This is a genomic window from Pseudonocardia charpentierae (assembly GCF_031845345.1).
GTDB classification, from domain to species: domain Bacteria; phylum Actinomycetota; class Actinomycetes; order Mycobacteriales; family Pseudonocardiaceae; genus Pseudonocardia; species Pseudonocardia charpentierae.
Genome location: NZ_JAVREJ010000004.1, coordinates 77,774 through 100,492, shown reverse-complemented (window position 1 = coordinate 100,492; position 22,719 = coordinate 77,774). Strand labels below are relative to the sequence as shown.

General features: G+C 71.6%; 16 protein-coding genes. 10 read left to right on the top strand and 6 right to left on the bottom strand.

Annotated features, from left to right (window positions below):
* Window positions 1–21 precede the first annotated feature (21 nt).
* The gene (locus tag RM445_RS08115; protein ID WP_311555516.1) at window positions 22–1,854 is read left to right on the top strand and encodes a DUF2339 domain-containing protein; all 1,833 of its coding nucleotides are present in this window, start codon (window positions 22–24) and stop codon (window positions 1,852–1,854) included.
* Here the strand turns inward: RM445_RS08115 and RM445_RS08110 are convergent.
* The 3 genes from RM445_RS08110 to RM445_RS08100 are packed head-to-tail and all read right to left on the bottom strand — an operon-like array spanning window position 1,785 to window position 6,229.
* Complete coding sequence (locus RM445_RS08110; protein WP_311555515.1) at window positions 1,785–3,479, bottom strand: ATP-binding protein; 1,695 nt, start codon at window positions 3,477–3,479, stop codon at window positions 1,785–1,787. The two genes, RM445_RS08115 and RM445_RS08110, sit on opposite strands and share 70 nt — an antisense overlap.
* Before the next feature lie 17 nt (window positions 3,480–3,496).
* Complete coding sequence (locus RM445_RS08105) at window positions 3,497–4,834, bottom strand: AfsR/SARP family transcriptional regulator (protein ID WP_311555514.1); 1,338 nt, start codon at window positions 4,832–4,834, stop codon at window positions 3,497–3,499.
* 21 nt (window positions 4,835–4,855) lie between these two features.
* A complete protein-coding gene (locus RM445_RS08100; protein WP_311555513.1) occupies window positions 4,856–6,229 on the bottom strand; it encodes a dipeptidase in 1,374 nt (457 codons plus the stop codon).
* A gap of 80 nt (window positions 6,230–6,309) precedes the next feature.
* Between RM445_RS08100 and RM445_RS08095 the strand changes: the two genes are divergently transcribed.
* A complete protein-coding gene (locus RM445_RS08095; protein WP_311555512.1) occupies window positions 6,310–7,956 on the top strand; it encodes a fatty acyl-AMP ligase in 1,647 nt (548 codons plus the stop codon).
* A 132-nt stretch (window positions 7,957–8,088) separates the two neighbouring features.
* On the opposite strand, the gene pth is transcribed toward RM445_RS08095, so the two are convergent.
* The gene (gene pth / locus RM445_RS08090) at window positions 8,089–8,673 is read right to left on the bottom strand and encodes an aminoacyl-tRNA hydrolase (RefSeq protein WP_311555511.1); all 585 of its coding nucleotides are present in this window, start codon (window positions 8,671–8,673) and stop codon (window positions 8,089–8,091) included.
* 3 nt (window positions 8,674–8,676) lie between these two features.
* On the bottom strand, window positions 8,677–9,300 hold the full coding sequence (locus tag RM445_RS08085) for a 50S ribosomal protein L25/general stress protein Ctc (RefSeq protein ID WP_311555510.1): 624 nt from the start codon (window positions 9,298–9,300) through the stop codon (window positions 8,677–8,679).
* Window positions 9,301–9,695: 395 nt separating this feature from the next.
* On the opposite strand from RM445_RS08085, the gene RM445_RS08080 reads away from it, so the two are divergent.
* From RM445_RS08080 to RM445_RS08040, 8 genes are read left to right on the top strand one after another with little or no spacing between them, the layout of a single operon-like run.
* Window positions 9,696–11,171: a cation:dicarboxylate symporter family transporter gene (locus RM445_RS08080; RefSeq protein WP_311555509.1), complete on the top strand. Its 1,476-nt coding sequence runs from the start codon at window positions 9,696–9,698 to the stop codon at window positions 11,169–11,171.
* A gap of 46 nt (window positions 11,172–11,217) precedes the next feature.
* Entirely contained in the window at window positions 11,218–13,902 is a 2,685-nt protein-coding gene (aceE, locus tag RM445_RS08075; protein ID WP_311555508.1) for a pyruvate dehydrogenase (acetyl-transferring), homodimeric type, read from the top strand.
* Window positions 13,903–13,922: 20 nt separating this feature from the next.
* Window positions 13,923–15,236 (top strand): dihydrolipoyllysine-residue acetyltransferase, encoded by a 1,314-nt coding sequence (gene aceF, locus RM445_RS08070; RefSeq protein WP_311555507.1) that lies wholly within the window; start codon window positions 13,923–13,925, stop codon window positions 15,234–15,236.
* Window positions 15,237–15,271: 35 nt separating this feature from the next.
* The gene (gene lpdA / locus RM445_RS08060) at window positions 15,272–17,152 is read left to right on the top strand and encodes a dihydrolipoyl dehydrogenase (protein WP_397469256.1); all 1,881 of its coding nucleotides are present in this window, start codon (window positions 15,272–15,274) and stop codon (window positions 17,150–17,152) included.
* 14 nt (window positions 17,153–17,166) lie between these two features.
* Window positions 17,167–18,885, top strand: a complete 1,719-nt coding sequence (locus RM445_RS08055; RefSeq protein WP_311555506.1) for an NAD-dependent malic enzyme — start codon at window positions 17,167–17,169, stop codon at window positions 18,883–18,885.
* Between the two features lie 25 nt (window positions 18,886–18,910).
* Window positions 18,911–20,095 carry an acetyl-CoA C-acetyltransferase gene (locus RM445_RS08050; RefSeq protein ID WP_311555505.1) on the top strand — a complete coding sequence of 395 codons (1,185 nt, stop codon included), beginning with the start codon at window positions 18,911–18,913 and terminating at the stop codon, window positions 20,093–20,095.
* Between the two features lie 4 nt (window positions 20,096–20,099).
* The gene (locus RM445_RS08045; protein WP_311555504.1) at window positions 20,100–20,849 is read left to right on the top strand and encodes a response regulator; all 750 of its coding nucleotides are present in this window, start codon (window positions 20,100–20,102) and stop codon (window positions 20,847–20,849) included.
* Window positions 20,850–20,884: 35 nt separating this feature from the next.
* Window positions 20,885–21,610, top strand: coding sequence for a beta-ketoacyl-ACP reductase (locus RM445_RS08040; RefSeq protein ID WP_311555503.1), 726 nt, complete (start codon window positions 20,885–20,887; stop codon window positions 21,608–21,610).
* Between the two features lie 136 nt (window positions 21,611–21,746).
* Here the strand turns inward: RM445_RS08040 and RM445_RS08035 are convergent, their stop codons facing one another.
* Window positions 21,747–22,718, bottom strand: coding sequence for a ribose-phosphate diphosphokinase (locus RM445_RS08035; protein ID WP_397469259.1), 972 nt, complete (start codon window positions 22,716–22,718; stop codon window positions 21,747–21,749).
* Between the last annotated feature and the right edge of the window lies 1 nt (window position 22,719).

Genomic DNA, 22,719 nt, shown 5'->3' with positions numbered 1-22,719 from the left:
CCATCGGACAAGGTGTGCTCCATGAACGCACCGCGTCCCGATCGGGTCGCCGCGATCGCCACCGAACTCGGCGTGCTCGGTCGGCGGATCGACTCCCTCGCGGAGGAGCTGTCGACGTGGCATGGCGGCCCGACCCCCGGTCCGATCGCTGGCTCCGCGTGGCCCGCCGCCGGCGGGCCGCAGTCGGCGTCCCCGCCGTTCCCGCCAGGGCCCCCCGTGCACGCGCCCTTCCCGCCCGCGCCGATGCCGCCCCCCGCGCGGCGTCGTTCCCTGCGGGTCTGGCTCGCGTCGCTCTCCGGAGCCCGGTTGCTGGCCTGGACCGGCGCCGGCGTGACCCTGCTCGGGGTGGTCCTGCTCCTGGCCCTCGCCGCTGCCCGGGGTTGGTTCGCCCCACCCGTGCGGGTGGCGGTCGGTGCCGTGTTCGGCCTGGCCCTGGTGGGGCTCGGCATGCGGCTGTACCGCCGCGAGACCGCGCGCACCGGAGCGCTCGCCGTGGCCGGCACCGGGATCGCCACCCTCTACCTCATCGTCGCCGCGGCCACCACGCTCTACGGCTACCTGCCCGCACCGGTCGGCCTGCTGCTGGCCCTGCTCGTCGCCGCGGGCGGCCTCGCGCTGGCCGACCGGTGGCGCGCCGTGCTGCTGGGGTGCGGCGCCGTCGTCGGGGCGGCGCTCCTCGCCCCGGTGGTCACCCAGCGGCTGACCCCGCTGCTCGTCGCACTCGTGCTGGTACTGCAGGTCGCGGCCACCGTGGTGGCCCTGCGCCGGCGGTGGCCGGTGCTCGCCGGGATCGCCGCGGGATGGCCGGTGCTCTACGGCACGCTGGTCGCCGGGCTCGCCGAGCCCGCCGACCACTGGGGCAGCGCTGCGGCGTCGGTCGCCGTGCTCCTGGTGAGCATCGCGGCCGCCGCGTGGACCGTCCGCCCGGAGCCGTTGCCGCGCGGGCTGCAGATCGGTCTCGTGGTGGCCGCGCCACTACCGGCGTTGACCTTCGCCGCTGCCGTCGGTGACGTGCTGGGCGCCGTGCTCGCCTACCTCGCAGCCGTGCTGTTGTTCGGCGTGGCCGCCCTGCCCGGCCGCGACCACGTGCTCCGGGTCGTGGCGCTCGCCGCCGGTGCCGTCGCGCTCTTCGAGGCCACCACCGTCGCGTTCGACGGCAACGCCGAAACGGCTGCCCTCCTCGGCCAGGGCGTGGTGTTGCTCGTGGTCGCGGCGGCGCTGCGCTCGCGCGCCGTGCTCGTCGTGGGCGGAATCGTCGGGGTGACCGGCGTGCTGTCCGCGGTCGCCCGACAGGTTCCGCCGGAGGTGCTCACGTCGTATCCGGCAGCCCCGTTCGTCCTGGGCATCACCGTGCAGCGGGCGGCGCTGGTGGCCGGCGTGGCGATGTCCGCTCTGGTGCTGGCCGCGGCGGTGGCGGCGCTCGTCGGATCGGCACGCGTCGGCGTGCTGGGTTCCGACGCCCGGGCAGCGCGCCTCTGGGTTCCCGTCGGTGTGGTGGGGCTCTACGGCGCGGCCGGGCTCGTGATCGCGCTCGCGCTGCTCGTCTCCCCGTCGCGCGCGGGCTTCGTCGCGGGCCACGCCGTGGTGACGGTCTCATGGGTGGTCGTGGCGCTGGCCCTGCTCGCCCGCGGCGTCCGCCGGCCTGCGCTGCGGGTGGCCGGCCTGGTTCTGGTGGCCGCCGCCGTCGTGAAGCTGGTGCTGTTCGACCTGGTCGCGCTGGACGGGCTCGCCCGGGTCGGAGCGTTCCTCGGCGCGGGGCTGCTGCTGCTCGCGGCGGGAACCCGCTACGCCCGGCTGGTCGCCGAGGCCGAGACGGCTGCGGTACCGGAGCCCGAGCCGGCCCCGCGGGCGTAGTCCTGCAGGAGCGCCACCCCGTCGGGGCGGGGCAGCGCGCGCCCACGCGCGACCGCGGCGTCGGCCGCTGCCGCTCCGAGCGCGGCACGCACTGCCGCGACGGCGGCGCGGACGTCCGGATCGCCGAGGTCGGAGGCCCCGCGCTGAGCGGCGCCGATGCCGAGCAGGACGGCTGCCGTCTCCGGGTCGTCGGCAACGGCGTGCGCGGCCGCCAACTCGGCGACGACCGCCGTGACGGGACCGTCGCGGCTCTCGACGGTGTGCGCGACCGCGTCGGCGAGCAGTCGGGCTGCCGCCTCCCGGTCGCCGGCTGCCCCGGCGATCGCGCTGCCCGTGGCCGCGTACATGGCACGACGCTGCGGAACGCCCGGACCGGAGAACGCATCCGGATCGGCGAGGGCGAGCTCGGCGCGCGCGTCGTCGAGGTCTCCGGTGCGCCGGGCCGCGTCGGCCAGGTACATGTGCAGCGTCCACACGTGTTCGGGGTGTCGGCCGGGGAGCCCGAGGATCCGCCGCAGCTCGGCGCGGCCGGCCGCGACGTCACCGCGGCGGACGAGCAGCCGGGCCCGCTCGGCCTGGAACTGGGGCAGGTCGTCGTCGTTGCCGAGCTCGGCGGCCAGGGAGATCGCCTCGTCGAACGCCGCCATCGCGGCGTCGTACGCCCCCGCCACGCTCTCCAGGTCACCCAGCGACGACACCGTCATCCCCAGCGCCCAGCGTTCGCCGAGTGCGGAGAAGAGCTCGTGCGCGGCACGCGTGTCGGCCCGTTGACGGTCGAGGTCGCCTTCGTTCTCCGCCAACTGCGCGCAGGAGAACATCGCGAAGGCCCGCGCCCACGCGTCGGCCTGCGGATCGGCCGCGAGCTGCTCGAGCGGTCCCGGATCGCCAGACCCGAAGCCTGCGGCCATGGGAGTCATGAGCTGCAGAACGGGGTGCCGGCCCGCCGCCGGCAGGTCCGCCGCGAGCCGCTGCGCGGCGGCGAGCCGGGTCGACGCCGTGGTGGCGTCGCCGGCCCCGGCGGCCACCATCGCGCGGTAGGCGGTGCACCGCGCGTCGATCTCGAGCGGCACGGGGCCGGCGAGGGCGTCGATCTCCGCCAGGCGATCCGTCGCCTCCGTGAACAGCCCGCGGATCAACCAGAACCAGGCGGAGGCGGCCACGAGCCGGTGCGCCGTCGCCGCGTCGTCCGCCGCGACAGCGCGCCGGAACACGGCGGCGACGTCGTCCGCCTCGGCCCGCAGCCGGCCCACCCACTCCAGCTGCTCCGGCCGCCGGAGCCAGGGCTCCGCGGTCTCGACCACCTCGACGATCAGTGCGGTGTGCGCCGCCTCCATCGCCGGCCGCTCACCCGCCTCGTCCAGTCGCTGCGCGGCGTACTCGCGGATCGTCTCCAGCATCCGGTACCGGGTCGGGCTCCCCGGCGCCGCCACCAGCAACGACTTCTCGACCAGGGCGGTGAGCACGTCGAGCGTCGCGTCGCCGAGACCACAGATCCGCAGCGCGGCCTCTTCGGTCGCGCCGCCCGCGAAGACCGACAGCCGCCGGGCCAGCGCGCGCTCCGGCTCGTCGAGTAGATCCCAGCTCCATTCGACGACGGCGCGCAGGGTCTGATGGCGCGGCAGCACGGTCCGCGGCCCCGTGGTCAGCAGGCGGAACCAGTCGTCGAGCCGGCGACGGATCTCCTCGGGCGTGAGCGTGCGCAGGCGGGCGGCGGCCAGCTCGATCGCCAGATCGCCAGGGGCTGTCCGTCGAGGCGCCGGCAGATCTCGGCGACGGCGGGCCGCAGGGCGGCGGTCACGGTGAATCCCGGCACGACGGCGGCGCCCCGCTCGGTGAAAAGGCGCACGGCGTCGTCGTCGGCGAGGGCATCGACGGGATGCAGCACCTCGCCCGGCACGGCGAGCGGTTCGCGGCTGGTGGCGAGGACCTGCAGGCCCGGGAGGCGCTCCAGCAGCGTCTGCACGAGATGCGCGGCGGCGTCGACGAGGTGCTCGCAGTTGTCGAGCACGAGCAGGAGCTCGCGGTCCGCGAGCGCGGTGAGCAGACGGGTGGTCGTGTCGGCCCCGACGGGGATCCGGGCCACGATCTCCGCGGTACTGACGGCGTCCAGCACGGTCGACGCCAGCTGGTCCGCGCCTCCGAGCGGGGCCAGCTCGGCGATCCGGCTCTCACCCGGGCGGGCCCGGACGATCTCGCGGGCGAGCCGCGTCTTCCCGGCACCACCCGGACCGGTCAGGGTGACCGGCCGGCTCGTCGCGAGCAGGCCGGTGATCCTCCGGACGTCCGCCGCGCGGCCCACGAAGCTGGTGAGCGGAGCAGGTGCGGAGCGCGGCCCGGCCGAGCCGCGCAGCACGGCGAGCCGGGCCGCGCTCAGGTCCGGGCCGGGATCGACACCGAGCTCGTCGGCCAGCCGGTCGCGGGTGCGGTCGAGCACGGTCAGCGCCTCGACCTGCCGGCCGCCGGCCTGCAGGCACCGCGCCAGCAGGGCGGCCGTGGACTCGCGCAGGGGTTCGGCGGCGAGCAGCGCGCCTAGGGCGTCGAGCTCGGCCGCGGGCTCACCCAGGCGCAGCGCGGCCTCGGCGGACAGCTCGACTGCGGTCGCGTACAGCTCGTCGAGCCGGGCGGCGGCCGCTTCGGCGAAAGGCAACCGGCGGACGTCCGCCAGCGCCGGTCCGCGCCGGAGTGCCGTCGCCTGGACGAGCAGGGTGCGGGCCTGTGCGGGATCGAGCCCGCGGGCCGCGTCGACGAGCGACTCGGCCCGCAGCGCGTCGACGTCCCGCCGGTCGACGGTCAACCGGTAGCCGCCGGGCACCGTGTCCGGCGGCTCGACGCCCCACAGGCCGTCGATCAGTGCCTCGGTGGAGACGGACCGGCCGGCGTCGAGCGCGAGCCGGGCGAGCGCGCCGCGCAACAGCACGCCGCCGGGCGCCGGCATGTCGTCCGGGCCGGCGGTCACCGGGCCGAGCAGGCCGATCCGCACGCCGTCAGTCTGACCGGTGCGTCACGCCGTTCGCGGCGCAGGCGCGAGCTCGGCGAGCAGCAGCGCCTCGGCGTGCACGCCGAGCCCGAACATCTTCAGATGGAGGCTCTCGTCGATGCCGTGCCAGCGGCTCGCGGGGTCGCCGACGCCGGTCACCAGCACCGCGGCGCCCGGGAAGGTGCGGGCGAACTCCGCGATGAACGGGATCGAGCCGCCCAGCCCGCTCTCCACGACGGCCGTGCCGTACGCCGCCGAGAAGGCGCGGCGCGCGGCGTCGTAGGCGGGCCCGGTGGTGTCGAGCGCGGTCGGCTCGGCGACGCCGCGGCCGGGTGTCACCGTGACCTGCGCGCCCCACGGGACGTGCGACTCCAGGTGCTCGGCGAGCGCCCGCTCCGCCTTCGCCGCGTCGTCGCCGGGGGCCAGCCGCATGCTGACGACGGCCCGGGCGCGCGGGAGCAGGACGTTCGCGACCTGGTCGGTGCGCGGCGCGTCGATGCCCAGCACCGCGACGGCCGGCTTGAGCCACGAGCGCTCGTTGACGGAGCCGGTGCCGATCAGCTCGACGCCGGGCAGCAGGCCCGCGTCGCCGCGGTAGGTGGCCTCGTCAGGATCCGGCGCGTCGGTGGTGCCGGTGACAAGGCCGGGGACAGCGACGTCGCCGTGCTCGTCGTGGAGGGTCGCCAGCGTGCGGCAGAGCACGGTGAGCGCGTCGCCGACCGGCCCACCGAACACCCCCGAGTGCGCCTGCCGCTCCAGCATCGCGACCTCGATCGTCACGTCGACCAGCCCGCGCAGGCTCGTGGTGAGCCCCGGCACGTCGACGGCGGGGTTCGCCGAGTCGGCGATGACGATGACGTCGCAGGCCAGCGCGTCGCGGTACTCCTGCAGGAGCGCGGTGAGGGTGGGCGAGCCCGACTCCTCCTCGCCCTCGACGAACAGCGTGACGCCGACCGGCGGCCGGCCTCGGTAGGCGCGCAGCACCGCGAGGTGTGTCATCACGCCGGCCTTGTCGTCGGCCGCGCCGCGGCCGTAGAGGCGACCGCCGCGCTCGGTGGGCTCGAACGGCGGGCTGGTCCAGAGATCGTCGCCACCGGTGGGCTGCACGTCGTGGTGGGCGTAGAGCAGCACGGTCGGGGCGCCGGGCGGCGCGGGCCAGTGGGCGATCACCGCGGGTGCGCCGCCCTCGACGGCGACGATCCGGACGTCATTACCTCCCGCGTCCTGCGCGAGCGCGGCGACGGCCTCGGCGCTGCGGCGGGTGTCGTCGGCGTGCGCGGGGTCGGCCCAGATGCTCGGGATGCGGACGAGCCGTTCGAGGTCGGCCCGCGCTCCCGGCAGGACGGCGGTCACCGCGGCGACGAGATCGGTGGGGCGGTCTTCTCCCTGGTCCGGCACGGCGCCGATGCTACGCGGAAGCCCATGGATCTATGGGCGAGCACAGCGCGGGAGGTTTCGGGCGTCGTAGGCTCGCCGCCATGTCCCGGTTCCTGACGACGTTGCTGGCCACCGGCGCCGGCTCACCGCACGGCATGACCACCGGGGAACCGCGGACCCCCGTGCGTCAGTACTGGCCGGAGATCCACCAGAGCGCCCGGCAGGCCGCGGGCGCGCTCACGGAGGCCGGCATCGGGCGAGGGTCGGCCGTCGGTGTCCTGGCCGGCGAGCCGGCCACGATCGCCCCGGCCGCGCAGGCCGTCTGGCTCGTCGGCGGCAGCGTGACGATGCTGCACCAGCCCACTGCGCGGACGGACCTCGCGCTCTGGGCGAAGGAGACCGTCGGGGTGCTCACGATGATCGGCGCGAAGCTCGTGCTGCTCGGGGCGCCGTTCGAGGCGCTGGCGTCGGTGCTGTCGCGGCACGGGATCCCGTGCCGCCTGCTCACGGACCTCGACCGTGAGCCCGTCACCCCGGACCCGGACGTCGCGGGCGAAGACGACACCGCGCTGCTGCAGCTCACCAGCGGCTCGACCGCGGAGCCCAAGGCCGTCCGCATCACCCACCGCAATCTGCACTCCAACATCGGCGCGATGGTGCAGGCCGCGCGGCTCGACACCGACACCGATGTGATGGTCTCCTGGCTGCCGCTCTTCCACGACATGGGAATGGTCGGCTTCCTGACGATCCCCATGGCCGTCGGCATCGAGCTGGTCAGCGTCACCCCCACCGACTTCCTCGGGCGCCCGATCCTGTGGGCCGAGCTGATCTCGCGCCACCACGGCACTGTGACGGCCGCACCGAACTTCGCCTACGCGGTCCTCGCCCGCCAGCTCGCCCGCGCCGACGAGGGGTCGCTGGACCTGTCCACGCTGCGGTTCGCGCTCAACGGCGCGGAACCCATCGATCCCGCCGCGGTCAACGCCTTCACCACGGCAGGGGCGCGGTTCGGGCTGCGCCCGGAGGCCGTCGTGTGTGCGTACGGGATGGCCGAGACCGCTCTGGGGGTGTCGTTCGCACCGATCGACACCGGGCTGCAGGTCGACGAGATCGACGCCGTCGAGCTGGAGGAGCACCGGCGTGCGGTTCCCGCCGGCGACGGTCCGGCGCGGCGGTTCCCGCTGCTCGGGCCGCCGCTGGCGGGCATCGAGGTCCGGGTCGTCGGCGACGACGGTGCTGTGCTCGGCGAGCGCGAGGTCGGGGTGCTGCAGCTGCGCGGCGAGTCGGTGACGCCGGGCTACCTGACCGTCGCTGGTCCGGTCGCGACGCAGGACGCCGACGGCTGGCTCGACACCGGCGACGAGGGCTACCTGACCGACGGCGCCGTGGTCGTCTGCGGCCGCCGCAAGGACGTGATCATCATGGGCGGCCGCAACATCTACCCGACGGACATCGAGCGTGCGGCGTCGGAGGCCGACGGTGTGCGCGCCGGCAACGCGGTGGCCGTGCGGCTGGAGGCGGACGCAGACCGGCACCGCGAGTCGTTCCTCGTGGCGGTCGAGTCGCGGCTCGCCACGGAGCCCGAGGCCGTGCAGGGGATCGCGAAGGACGTGACGTCGCGCGTGGTGTCGGCGGTGGGGGTGCGGCCGGCGGAGGTCGTGGTGCTCCGTCCCGGGAGCCTGCCGAAGACGCCCTCGGGGAAGCTGCGCCGGGCGGCGACCCGCGCGCTGCTCGCCGCCCGTAGCTGAGCGTCGCGGACCGGCCGGTTTCGGCGGGTGCCGGGGACGTCAGCATGGTGGCTTTGCTGCGGTCGGAGTGCAGCAAAGCCACCATGCTGCAGAACCGAACCCCCGCGCCGACGACGGTGCGTAACCGGTGGGTCAGCCCGACAGCGCGTGGAACCGGTTCTGCGCCGGCTCCAGGCCGTCGTGCAGCAGCGCCTCCGCGGCGTCCGCCGCGAGGTCGACCGCGAACTCCAGCTCCTTGCGCTCGGCACCCGAGAACCGCTTGAGGACGAAGTCCGCCGGATCCTGCCGCCCGGGCGGGCGGCCGATGCCGAAGCGGACGCGCAGGTAGTCCTTGGTCCCGATCGACGCACTGATCGACCGCAAGCCGTTGTGGCCGCCCTCGCCGCCGCCCTGCTTGAGGCGCACGACGCCGAACCCGAGGTCCAGGTCGTCGTGCACCACCAGCAGGTCCGCCGGCGCAACGCCGTAGTAGCGCAGCAGGCCGGCCACCGGGCCCCCGGACACGTTCATGTAGGTCCGGGGGACGGCGAGCACGACCCTGCGGTCGGCCAGCCGTCCCTCCAGCACGTCCGCGTTCGCCTTGTGCTTGGAGAACCGGCCGCCGCCCGCCCGCGCCGCGAGTACCTCCGCGACGCGGACGCCGACGTTGTGCCGGGTCTCGGCGTACTCCGTGCCCGGATTGCCGAGCCCGACCACCAGAGCAGGACCCGGCGCCACAGGTCAGTCCTCGTCGGAGGAGTCCGAGGGCTCCTCCACGACGCCCGCGCCTTCGAGGTCCATCGAGGCCTCGACCTGCGCCGCGGTCGGCGCCGCGACGACGTTCACGACGAGGATGTCGGCGTCCGTGCGCAGGGTGGTGCCCTCGGGCAGCGGGACGTCCGAGGCGTGGATCAGGGTGCCGGGGGTGAGACCCTCGACGGAGACCTCGATCTGCTCGGGGATGTTCGAGACGTCCGCCTCGACCTCGATCGTGTTCAGCTCCTGGTTGACCAGGGTGTCGACCGCGGCCTCGCCGGTGATGACGATCTGGACCTCGACGGCGACCTTCTCGCCGCGGCTGATCACCACCAGGTCGACGTGCTCGATGTAGGGGCGGATCGGGTGGGTCACCACGGTCTTGGTGAGCGCGAGCTGCGGCTTGCCGGCGATGCTCAGCGTCAGCACGGCGTTGCGGCCCTGCTCACGGACGACGCGGGCGAACTCCAGCGAGGGCAGTGACAGGTGCTGCGGGTCGGTGCCGTGCCCGTAGAGCACGGCGGGGATACGGCCAGCACGGCGGGTACGGCGGGCGGCGCCCTTGCCGAACTCCGTGCGGACGTCGGCGTCGATTCGGGCCTCGGCCACGGTGAAACTCCTCAATCGTCGTGCGTGGAATGCGCGCGCGACGAGGGCATACCGGAAGGCCGGATACGTCGATCACGGCGGGCTCCTGAGCACCCGCCCTCGCCGCGAAACCGTCGATCAGTCTACGTCATGCGGCGGGACGACCGGCCACCGGCCTGTTCGGCCAGGAGGTGGGGGAGGGGACCCACCTCCTAGCCGAACCGAGCTTCCGGCAGACGTTGCCTTCGATCAACTGCCCGAGAGTGCTAGCACGCCGAGCCACGACAACCGGTCAACGTCGCTCCCGGTGTCCGTTATGAACACAAGCATCGCTATTCGTCCCGCAACGAGCATGCTCCTCGAGGTTGTCGCCGGCGGGCGATGCCGCCGGAGTCGTCGGTCATCGGGAGGACGTCGTGTCCGTTTCAGCCAACACTGCCCAGGACGGTGGCGCGCCACCCCCCGCCAAGAAGAAGGATCGCACCCACTACCTCTACATCGCGGTGATCGTCGCCGTGGTGCTGGGCATCATCGTCGGCTTCGTGTCGCCGGAACTCGGCAAAGCGCTCAAGCCGCTGGGTACGGGTTTCGTCGAGCTGATCAAGATGATGATCTCGCCGGTCATCTTCTGCACGATCGTGCTGGGCATCGGCTCGATCCGCCAGGCCGCGAAGGTCGGCAAGGTCGGCGGGCTCGCGCTGCTCTACTTCATCGCGATGTCGACCGTGGCGCTGATCATCGGCCTGCTGGTCGGCAACATCCTGCACCCGGGTGAGGGTCTGGTGATCAGCGAGGCCGGCCGGGCCGCGGCGGAGAAGGCTGCCGGCACCGAGGCGCAGACCACCTCGGAGTTCCTGCTCAGCATCATTCCGACGACCCTGGTGTCGCCGCTGACCGGCGAGTCGGTGCTGCAGACGCTGTTCGTCGCGCTGTTCGTCGGGTTCGCGATCCAGAGCCTGGGCAACTCCGGCCAAGCCGTGCTGCGCGGGATCAAGCACTTCGAGCGGGTCGTCTTCCGGGTCCTGTCGATGATCATGTGGGCGGCCCCGATCGGCGCGTTCGGCGCGATCGCCGCGGTCGTCGGTGAGACCGGCTGGTCCGCCCTGGTCGCGCTCGGTCAGATCATGCTGGGCTTCTACATCACCTGCTTCCTGTTCGTGGTCCTGGTGCTGGGCATGCTGCTCCGCGTCGTGACCGGTCTGTCGATCTTCAAGCTGATGAAGTACCTGGGCCGGGAGTACCTGCTCATCGTCTCGACCTCGTCGTCGGAGACCGCTCTGCCGCGGTTGATCGCCAAGCTCGAGCACATGGGTGTCTCGCGGCCCGTGGTCGGTATCACCGTGCCCACCGGCTACTCGTTCAACCTCGACGGCACCGCCATCTACCTGACGATGGCGTCGTTGTTCATCGCCTCGGCGCTGGGTGACCCGCTGTCGGTGAGCGAGCAGATCTCGCTGCTGCTGTTCATGATGATCGCCTCGAAGGGTGCCGCCGGGGTCACCGGCGCCGGCCTGGCGACCCTGGCGGGTGGGCTGTCGGCGCACCGGCCCGATCTGGTCGACGGCGTCGGCCTGATCGTCGGGATCGACCGGTTCATGTCCGAGGCCCGCGCCCTGACCAACTTCTCGGGCAACGCCGTGGCCACGCTGCTGATCGGCAAGTGGGTCGGCGAGATCGACAGCGACCGGGCCAAGTTGGTGCTCGACGGCGGCGACCCCTTCGACGAGGCCACCATGATCGACGACGAGGAGCCGCCGCAGCTCGCCGAGCGCCCGCTGCCCGGGCACGAGCACAACGGCGCCGACGCCGAGCCTGGGCCCGCACCGTCGACGGGGGCCGTGCCCGTCGGATCCGGGTCTGGAACCGGCACCGGGTCGCAGTCGAAGTCCTGATCCTCCACCCGGACCCACCGATCACGTGAAGGAGAGCGAGCCTGCGATGCCCGAGGACCTGGATCCGAGCGAGACCTGCGAATGGCTGGATGCCCTGGATTCCGTGGTGGAGTTCGACGGGGCGGACCGGGCGGCGTTCCTGATCGGCGAACTGCACGAGGAGGCCCGCCGCCGCGCGGTGGCGGTGCCCTTCTCGGGGAACACCCCCTACCTCAACACCATCCCGGTGGACAGGCAGCCGTCGCACCCGGGTGACCGGGAGATCGAGCACAAGATCCGTTCGCTGATCCGGTGGAACGCGGTGGCGACGGTGCTGCGGGCGAACAAGGAGTCGTCGGAGCTGGGCGGGCACATCGCGAGCTTCCAGTCCGCCGCCACGCTCTACGACACGGGATTCCAGCACTTCTGGCACGCGCCGAGCACCGAGCACGGCGGCGACCTGATCTTCTTCCAGGGTCACGTCGCTCCGGGCATCTACGCCCGCGCGTTCCTGGAGGGGCGGCTCACCGAGGAGCAGCTGCTCGGCTTCCGGCAGGAGGTCGCGGGTGGGGGCCTGTCGTCCTACCCCCATCCCTGGTTGATGCCCGAGTTCTGGCAGTTCCCGACGGTGTCGATGGGTCTCGGCCCGCTGATGGCGATCTACCAGGCCCGGTTCCTGAAGTACCTGGGTAACCGCGGGCTGGCCGACACCGGACCGCGACACGTGTGGGCGTTCCTCGGCGACGGGGAGACCGACGAGCCCGAGTCGCTGGGGGCGCTCTCCCTGGCCGGCCGGGAGAAGCTGGACAACCTGATCTTCGTCGTGAACTGCAACCTGCAGCGGCTCGACGGGCCGGTGCGGGGCAACGGGAAGATCATCCAGGAGCTGGAGGGCGTCTTCCGCGGCGCCGGGTGGAACGTCATCAAGGTCGTCTGGGGCTCGGGTTGGGACCCGCTGCTGGCCGCGGACAAGTCCGGGCTGCTGCTCAAGCGCATGGAGGAGTGCGTCGACGGCGAGTACCAGGACTTCAAGTCCAAGAACGGTGCGTACGTCCGCGAGCACTTCTTCGGCAAGTACCCCGAGCTGCTCGACCTGGTCAAGGACATGACCGACGACGACATCTGGGCGCTGTCCCGCGGTGGGCACGATCCGTCGAAGGTCTACGCGGCGTACAAGGCCGCCGTGGACAACGTCGGCACCCCCACCGTCATCCTGGCCAAGACGGTCAAGGGTTACGGGATGGGTGAGGCAGGCGAGGGCCAGAACATCACCCACCAGCAGAAGAAGATGGGCGAGAACGTGCTCCGCGCGTTCCGCGACCGCTTCGGTATCGACCTTCCGGACGAGCGGATCGCCGAGGTCCCGTTCCTGCGGCTGACCGAGGGCGGTCCCGAGCAGACTTATCTGCGGGAACGGCGGGAGGCCCTCGGCGGCGCATTGCCCACGCGGCGTCCGACCAGCGACCCGCTCCCGGTGCCGGAGATGTCCGCCTTCGCCGCGCAGCTGAAGCCGACGGGGGATCGGGAGATCTCCACGACGATGGCGTTCGTCCGGATCCTTACCACGCTGTTGCGCGACAAGCAGATCGGCAAGCGGGTGGTGCCGATCGTGCCGGACGAGTCGCGCACGTTCGGCATGGAGGGCCTGTTCCGCCAGTTCGGGATCTTCTCCCAGGTCGGGCAGCTGTACCGGCCCGAGGACGCGAACCAGCTCATGTACTACAAGGAGGACAAGTCCGGCCAGATGCTGCAGGAGGGCATCAACGAGGCCGGCGCCATGTCGTCCTGGATCGCGGCCGCCACCAGTTACTCGGTGTCCGACACCCCGATGATCCCGTTCTACGTCTACTACTCGATGTTCGGTTTCCAGCGCATCGGCGACCTCGCCTGGGCCGCGGGTGACAGCCGGGCCCGCGGGTTCCTGCTGGGCGGTACGGCGGGGCGGACGACGCTGAACGGCGAGGGCCTGCAGCACGAGGACGGTCACAGCCACCTGATCTCGGCGACCATCCCGAACTGCGTCTCCTACGACCCCACCTACGCCCACGAGGTGGCGGTGATCGTCCAGGACGGGTTGCGGCGCATGTACGCCGAGCAGGAAGACGTCTTCTACTACCTCACGATCATGAACGAGAACTACTCCCACCCCGGCATGCCCGAGGGGCGGGAGGACGAGGTGGCCGACGGGATCCGCCGCGGCCTCTACCTGCTGACCGAGAGCGGTCTGACGCCGAAGGGGCGCGGCGCGGCTCCCCGCGTCCAACTGCTGGGCAGCGGCACGATCCTGCGCGAGGTCGAGGCGGCCGCTGCGCTGCTGGAGCAGGACTTCGGCGTGGCCGCGGACGTGTGGAGTGCCACCAGCTTCACCGAGCTCGCCCGCGACGGCATCGACGCCGACCGCTGGACCATGCTGCATCCCGGGCAGGAGCCGCGGATCGGCTGGGTGACGCAGCAGCTGGCCGGGCGCCCGGCCGGTCCGGTCGTCGCCGCGACGGACTACATGCGGGCCTTCGCCGAGCAGATCCGGCCCCAGGTGACGGGACGCCGGTACCGGGTGCTGGGCACCGACGGTTTCGGCCGCTCGGACTACCGCACGGCGTTGCGTCGGCACTTCGAGGTCGACCGCCATCACGTCGTTCTCGCCGCGTTGACCGAGCTCGCTGCCGAGGGCGCTGTTCCGTCGACGGCCGTCACCGATGCGATCGCCCGCTACGGCATCGATGCCGACAAGCCCAACCCGGCCCGGGTCTGAAGAAGGGGAACGCTCCACACATGACTGCCACGACGACCGGTATCGAGGTCAAGGTTCCCGACATCGGCGACTTCAGCGCTGTGCCGATCATCGAGGTGCATGTCGCGCCCGGTGACAAGGTCAACGCCGAGGACCCGTTGCTCACCCTGGAGTCCGACAAGGCGACGTTGGACGTCCCCGCGCCGTCGGCGGGCACCGTGGGCGAGGTGCTGGTGAAGGTCGGCGACGAGGTCAGCGAGGGCACGCCGATCCTGCTGTTCAGCTCAGGGGAAGGCGCGAGTACGACTCCGCCGTCGCTGGTCGAGCAGCAGGAACCGGCGTCCGGTCCGGCGGCGGCGAAGCCGGTCGCGGCGGCGGTCGGGGCACCGCTGGCCGCGCCGCCCGCGGTGGCCGGCGCTGATGGTGGCCAGGCGCCGGCCGGGGCGCATGCGGGTCCGAGTGTGCGCCGGATGGCCCGCGAGCTCGGGATCGACCTGTCGAAGATCGACGCGTCGGGTTCGAAGGGTCGGATCACCAAGGACGACCTGCTGGGGTTCCTGAAGGGCCCGGCGTCGCCCGCTCCGGCGGCGGCTCCGGCGGCGGCGCAAGGCAGCGGGATCCCGGAGGTCCCGGCGCAGGACTTCTCGAAGTTCGGGCCGGTGGAGATCCAGGCGTTGCCGCGGATCAAGAAGGTGTCGGGTCCGTTCCTGCACCGGTCGTGGCTCAATGTCCCGCACGTCACGCACAACGACGACGCCGACATCACCGAGCTCGACGCCTACCGCAAGCAGCTCGACACCGCCGCGAAGGGCGACCGCAACCCTTATCGGGTCACGTTGTTGGCGTTCCTGGTCAAGGCCGTGGTCGGGGCGTTGAAGAAGCACCCGGAGTTCAACTCGAGTCTGAGCCCGGAGAAGGACTCGATCATCCTCAAGCAGTACTACAACATCGGGATCGCCGTGGACACCCCCGGCGGGCTGGTGGTTCCGGTGGTGAAGGACGCCGACCGCAAGGGCATCGTGGACCTGAGCCGGGAGTTCATGGAGATCTCGGCGAAGGCCCGCGACGGGAAACTCGGCCCTGCCGACATGGCGGGTGGCACGTTCACCATCTCCAGCCTGGGCGGGATCGGCGGCACCAGTTTCACCCCGATCGTCAACGCCCCCGAGGTCGCGATCCTGGGCGTGGTGCGCTCGGCGATGAAACCGGTGTGGAACGGCACCGAGTTCGTGCCGCGCAACATGCTGCCGCTGTCGGTGTCCTATGACCACCGCGTCATCGACGGCGCGCTGGCCGCCCGGTTCACCCGACACCTGTGCTACCTGCTCGAGGACGACCGACGCCTGCTCCTCTGACCGCCCCCCACACCTACCCCTGGAAGGAGTGCGGCATGGCCGCGCAGGAGATCCGTGTCCCCGACATCGGCGACTTCACCGACGTTCCGATCATCGAGATCCTCGTCAGCCCGGGCGACACGGTGGCGGCCGAAGATCCGCTGCTGACCCTGGAGTCGGACAAGGCCACCTTGGACGTGCCCTCGCCGGTGGCCGGGACGATCGTCTCGCTCGCGGTCGCCCTCGGCGACACGGTGTCCGAGGGCACGGTCATCGGCACCGTCGAGGCGGCGGGCGAGGCCGGCGGGGGTGCGCCGAAGGAATCGGTCACCAGCCAGCCTGCCGTGGCCGGAGCGGCCGTCGACGCGGCGGCGAACGGCGCCGGACGCCGCGAGGACCTGACGGCACCGGCCGGGTACGGCTCGTCGGCTGCTCCGCCGAGCGGGCACGACCGGGTCGCTGCGCCGGTGAGTGCTCCCACGCCGTACACCGGGACCAAGGGTGATGTGCACGCCGAGGTGCTGGTGCTCGGCGCCGGGCCGGGTGGCTACACCGCGGCGTTCAGGGCGGCGGACCTGGGCAAGAAGGTCGTGATGGTCGACTCCCGCGGCCCGCTGGGCGGGGTCTGCCTCAACGTCGGCTGCATCCCGTCGAAGGCACTGCTGCACGCGGCGAAGGTGATCGCCGAAACCAAGGAGATGAGCCACGCCGGGCTGTCGTTCACCCCGCCCACGATCGACCTGGACGTGCTGCGCGGCTGGAAAGACGGGGTGGTCACCCGGCTCACCGGCGGGCTGACCGGGCTGGCCAAACAACGCAAGGTCCAGACCCTCGTCGGGACCGGCACCTTCACCTCACCCAACATGCTCTCGGTCGCCGGCCCCGACGGATCCACCACCACCGTCAGCTTCGACGCGGCGATCATCGCCGCCGGGTCGGAGCCGGTCGCGCTGCCGTTCATCCCGCACGACGACCCCCGCGTCATCGACTCCACCGGCGCCCTGGACCTCGACACCATCCCCGAGCGGCTCCTCGTGCTCGGCGGCGGGATCATCGGGCTGGAGATGGCCACCGTCTACTCCGAACTCGGCTCCAAAATCAGTGTGGTCGAGTTGATGGACCAGCTGATCCCCGGCGCGGACAAGGACCTGGTCACCCCACTGACCAAGCGGATCGCCCAGTCCTATGAGGCGATCTGGCTGGGCACCAAGGTCACCGCCGTCGAAGCCGGCCCCGACGGGTTGACCGTCACCTTCGACTCGTCGGCGAGCAAGGACAAGGCCAAAGCCCCGGACACCGCGGTGTTCGACAAGATCCTCGTCGCGGTCGGGCGCCGGCCCAACGGCCGCGCGGTCGGCGCCGACGCTGCCGGGGTGTTCGTCGACGAACGCGGCTTCATCCCGGTCGACAAGCAGCAACGCACCAACGTCGGCCACATCTTCGCCATCGGCGACGTCGTCGGGCAGCCGATGCTCGCCCACAAGGCCACCCACGAAGGCAAGGTCGCCGCGGAGAACACCGCCGGGCACACCTCCTACTTCGACGCCACCGTCATCCCCTCGGTGGCCTACACCGACCCCGAGGTCGCCTGGGTCGGGGTCACCGAGAACGAGGCCAAAGCCGCCGGGGTCAAGTACGGCAAGGGCGTGTTCCCCTGGGCCGCGTCCGGCCGCTCCCTGTCCCTCGGGCGGGACGAGGGCCTGACCAAGGTGTTGTTCGACGAGGCCAACGACCGGGTCATCGGCGCCGGGATCGTCGGCCCCAACGCCGGAGACCTCATCGCCGAAGCCGCGCTGGCCATCGAGATCGGCGCCGACGCCGCCGACGTCGGGCTCACCATCCACCCCCACCCCACCCTGTCCGAAACCGTGGCCATGGCCGCCGAAGCGTTCGAAGGCACCATCACCGACCTGTACATGCCCAAGAAGAAGAAGTGACGGGGAGCCCGCAGATGCCCGAGGGAACCTACGAACTGATCCAGTCCGCGGACGGCTACACCGCCCGCATCCACTCCCGCGGCGCGGCCGTGCTCGCCGCCCCCACCGTCAACCGCGGCACCGCGTTCACCCTCGCGGAACGGCGTGAACTGGGACTGACCGGCCTGCTCCCGTCGGGAGTCTCGACGCTGGACGGCCAGCTGCGACGGACCTACGCCCAGTACCGCGAGCAGGCCAACAACCTGCGCAAGTGGGTGTACCTGGCCAACCTGCGCGACCGCAACGAGGTGCTGTTCTACAAGCTGCTCTCCGAGCACATCGAGGAGATGCTGCCGGTCGTCTACACCCCGACGGTCGGGTTGGCGATCGAGCGGTTCAGCCACGAGTTCCGTCGGACCCGCGGGGTCTACCTGTCGGTGAACCACCCGGACGAGGTCGAGACCGCCCTGCGGAACACCGGGCTGGGCGCCGAGGACGTCGACCTGCTGGTGGCGACGGACTCCGAAGGCATCCTCGGGATCGGTGACCAGGGCGTGGGCGGGATCGAGATCTCCGTCGGCAAGCTCTCGGTGTACACCGCCGCGGCCGGCATCCATCCCAGCCGCGTGCTGCCGGTGGTGCTCGACATGGGCACCGACAACCTCAATCTGCTCAACGACGAGATGTACCTGGGGGAGCGGCACGCCCGGATCCGCGACGAGCGCTACGACCAGCTCATCGACGCCTACGTGACCGCGTGTCAGAAGCTGTTCCCGCAGGCGATGCTGCACTGGGAGGACTTCGGGGCTTCCAACGCGCGACGGATCCTGAACCGCTACGCCGACCAGGTGTGCACCTTCAACGACGACATGCAGGGCACCGCCGCCGTCGTGCTGGCTGCGGCGTTCTCCGCCGTGCGGGCGGCCGGGTCGCGGATGCGCGACCAGCGCGTCGTCATCCACGGCTCCGGAACCGCCGGGCTGGGGATCGCGGACATGATGCGCGACCAGATGGTCCGCGAGGGCCTCTCGCACGAGGAGGCCAGCCGGCGCTTCTACCCACTGGGCCGCAACGGCCTGCTCGCCGACGACCGCCTCGAGAAGCTGTACGACTTCCAGGTGCCCTACGCCCATCCCTGGGCCGAGGTGAAGGAGTGGGGTAGCCGGGGGTCGCGGCCGGGCCTGGCCGACGTCGTCCGGCACGTGCACCCGACCATGCTGATCGGCACCTCGACCCAGGCCGGCGCCTTCACCGAGGAGATCGTGCGCGACATGGCCGCGCACACGAAGCGGCCGATCATCATGCCGCTGTCCAACCCCACCAGTAAGGCCGAGGCCCTACCGGCAGACGTCCTGCGCTGGACCGACGGTGCGGCGCTGGTCGCCACCGGCAGCCCGTTCGCACCGGTGGAGCTCGACGACGTGACCTACCACGTCGCCCAGGCCAACAATGCGCTGGTCTTCCCCGGTCTCGGACTCGGCGTGACCGTGGCCCGGGCCAGTCGGATCAGCGACCGCATGATCGCGGCCGCGGCGGACGCCGTCGCGAAGCTGTCCGATGCCACCCGCCCGGGCGCCCCGCTGCTGCCGCCGGTGAGCGACCTGCGCCCGGTCTCGGCCGCTGTGGCCATCGCGGTCGCCCGCGCCGCCGCCGAGGAGGGCCTGGCCCAGGTGACCGTCGACGACCCGATCCAGCAGGTGCACCAGGCCATGTGGCGCCCGGAGTACCCGCGCATCGAGATCAAGCCCCTCTGACCGCTCCGTTCCCAGGAGGAAAATCATGCCCGGTTCTGTGATCGTCGGCGGTGCCCGCACCCCGATCGGGAAGCTGTCAGGTGCGCTCAAGGGTTTCACCGCGATGGACCTCGGCGGGTTCGCCATCTCCGCGGCGTTGGAGCGCTCAGGGATCTCCGGTGACCAGGTCGACTACGTGATCATGGGTCATGTGATCCAGGCCGGGGCCGGGCAGATCACCGCCCGCCAGGCCGCGGTCAAGGGCGGGATCCCGATGAATGTGCCCGCCGTGACGGTGAACAAGGTGTGCCTGTCGGGGTTGAACGCGATCGCGATGGCCGATCAGCTGATCGGCGCCGGGGAGTTCGACGTCGTCGTGGCCGGTGGTATGGAGTCGATGACCAACGGCCCGTACCTGTTGCCCGGGGCGCGGGGGGGTTACCGCTACGGCGACAACAAGATCGTGGACGCGACCTCGCACGACGCCCTGTACTGCGCGTTCGACCTGCGCGGGATGGGTAACTCCACGGAGTTCTACAGCAAGCAGCGCCAGTTGACCCGTGAGGATCAGGACGCCTACTCCGCCCAGTCCCACGAACGTGCCATCACCGCCCGTAAGAACGGGTTGTTCGACGACGAGATCGTCACCGTGAGCGTGCCGCAGCGCCGTGGTGACCCGATCACGGTCACCGACGACGAGGGTGTCCGCGAGGGCACCACCGCCGCCTCTCTGGCGAAGCTGCGTCCGGCGTTCGCCGCCGACGGCACGGTGACCGCGGGGTCGGCGTCGCAGATCTCCGACGGTGCGGCGGCGGTGGTGGTCATGTCGCGGGCGAAGGCGCAGGAGTTGGGGGCGCCGATCCTGGCCGAGATCGGGGCGCACGGCAACGTCGCCGGCCCGGACGCCTCGCTGCTGTCGCAGCCGGCCAACGCGATCCTCAAGGCCCTCAAGCGCGAGGGGAAGACGGCGGCGGAGGTGGATCTGTTCGAGATCAACGAGGCGTTCGCGGCGGTCGCGTTGCAGTCGATGCGTGATCTGGACATCTCTGATGAGAACGTGAACGTCAACGGTGGCGCGATCTCGATGGGGCATCCGGTCGGCGCGTCGGGTGCCCGGGTCGCGCTGCACCTGGCCCTGGAGCTGGGCCGTCGCGGTGGCGGGCTCGGCGCGGCCGGCCTGTGCGGCGGTGGCGGCCAGGGCGAAGCCCTGCTGCTCCACGTCGCCGGCTGACGAGATGACCAGCGCGCCGACCAGGGTCCTCGTCGTGGAGGACGAGGCCGCCGCGGCGCGCGTCCTCATGGACGAGGTCGGCGCGGCAGCCGGTTTCGTCGTCGCGGGCCACACCTGCAGCGGTGCCACCGCGCTCCGCCGCGTGGTCTCCGACGACGAGGTCGACCTCGTCCTGCTCGACATCCAGCTACCCGACATCTCCGGCATGGACGTCCTGCGACGGTTGCGGGCGGCGGGCTGCGACGTCGACGTGATGGCCGTGACCGTCCTGCGCGACCCGTCGATGCTGCAGGCCGCGATGGCGCTGGGCGTCGTGCACTACCTGCTCAAACCGTTCACCGCGGCCACCGTGCGGCAGAAGCTGGAGCAGTACCGCGCCTTCCATGCGCGACGTCGCGCGGTCGCCGGCCACGCGATCGTCCAGCACGAGATCGACGACGTGTTCACCGCACTGAGGGCGATGGCCGTCGACTCGCTGCCGAAAGGGGTCGGTCCGGAGTCGCTGCATGCGGTCGTCACACAGTTGCGCCGCTCGGGCGCGATGTCCGCGACGCAGGCCGCCGAGGTCCTGGGCACATCCCGGGTCACCGCGCGGCGCTACCTGGAGTACCTCACCGAGTCCGGGCTGGCCGAACGGCGGTCCCGGTACGGCGGAGCAGGTCGGCCCGAGGTCGAGTACCGGTGGTCGGGTGACGACTCCTCGCCGGTACCACCGACCTCCGCCCCGGACGGGTGTCCGGACTCCTCGACCTGATCAACCCGACGAAAGGACTGCACAGCATGGCAGACATGACCGGACAGGTAGCCCTCGTGACAGGAGGTGTGCGGGGAATCGGACTGGCGATCAGCGAACGACTCGCCGCACGCGGAGTCACCGTCGCCGCGGGCTACTCCCGCGGCAAAGACGTCGCCGACGCCTTCTGCGAAGCCCACCCCGGCGCCAGCGCGCACCAGGGCAACATCGGCTCCGCCGAAGACTGCGAACGAGTCATCCAGGAAGTCCTCGACACCCACGGCCGCCTCGACATCCTGGTCAACAACGCCGGCATCACCCTGGACAAGACCGTCCGCAAGATGACCGTCGAAGACTGGGACCGGGTCATCCAGGTCAACCTCTCGGGCGCGTTCTACCTCTCCCGAGCCATCCTGCAGCACATGCTCGACCGCGGATCGGGTCGCATCATCAACATCAGCTCGATCATCGGCGAGGCCGGCAACATCGGCCAGGCCAACTACGCCTCCTCCAAAGCCGGCCTGTTCGGCCTGACCATGAGCCTCGCCCAGGAGACCGCCCGCAAGGGCATCACCGTCAACTCCGTCGCCCCCGGCTACATCTCCACCGAGATGGTCCAGGCCGTCCCCAAGGAAGCCCTCGACAAGGTCATCGCCAAGATCCCCGTCGGCCGCCTCGGCGAACCCGACGAGATCGCCCGCGTCGTGGAGTTCCTCGCCGACCCGGAATCGGCCTTCATCACCGGCCAGATCTACTCCGTCAACGGCGGCCAGTACATGTAGCCGGCGGGCTGCGCCTTCCCACCGAAGGCGCAGCCCCTCCGTTCGCCCGCCCCGGCGGGACACCGGTGTCCCGGTCGGGTGAAGGCCGACCCCGACCGGGATTCCGATGACGACACGGCCAGGTCGGCCGTGACGGTCAGGCGTTGCCGTCGAACAGGCTCGTCACGGAGCCGTCTGCGAACACCTGGTGGATCGCCTCGGCCAGCAGCGGTGCGATCGGCAGCACCGTCATGTGCGGGAACCGCTTCGCGTCCGTGATCGGGAGCGTGTCGGTGAAGATCACTTCACGCGCCCCGCACGTCGCGAGCTTCTCCGACGCGGAGCCGGACAGGATGCCGTGCGTCGCGGCGACGATCACGTCGGAGGCGCCGTCGCGCAGCAGGATCTCGACGGTCTTCGACACGGTTCCACCGGTGTCGATCATGTCGTCGATGACGACGCACAGCCGGCCCTCGACCTCGCCGACGACCCGGTTCGCGATGGCCTCGTTCGGCTTGCGGGGATCGCGGGTCTTGTGGACGAACGCCAGCGACGTGCCGCCGAGGGTGTCGGCCCAGCGCTCGGCCAGCCGCACGCGCCCGGAGTCGGGCGACACGACGGCCAGGGGCTGGCCCGGGTACGTCTGCTTGACGTACCCGGCGAGCACCGGAAGGGCGAAGAGGTGGTCCACCGGGCCGTCGAAGAACCCCTGGATCTGCGAGGTGTGCAGGTCGACCGTCATGATCCGGTCAGCACCTGCGGTCTTGAACATGTCGGCGACGAGCCGCGCGGAGATCGGCTCGCGGCCACGGTGCTTCTTGTCCTGGCGGGAGTAGCCCCAGAAGGGCATCACGACGGTGATCCGCTTCGCCGACGCCCGCTTGAGCGCGTCGACCATGATCAGCTGCTCCATGATCTGGTCGTTGATCGGCGCGCAGTGCGCCTGGATCACGAAGGCGTCGCAGCCGCGGACCGACTCCTCGAACCGGACGAAGATCTCGCCGTTCGCGAAGGAGTAGGCCGACTGCGGGGTGAGGGTGACGTCGAGATGCTTGGCGACCTGCTCGGCCAGTTCCGGATGGGCGCGGCCGGAGAAGAGCATGAGGTTCTTCGTCGTGGTGACCGACATG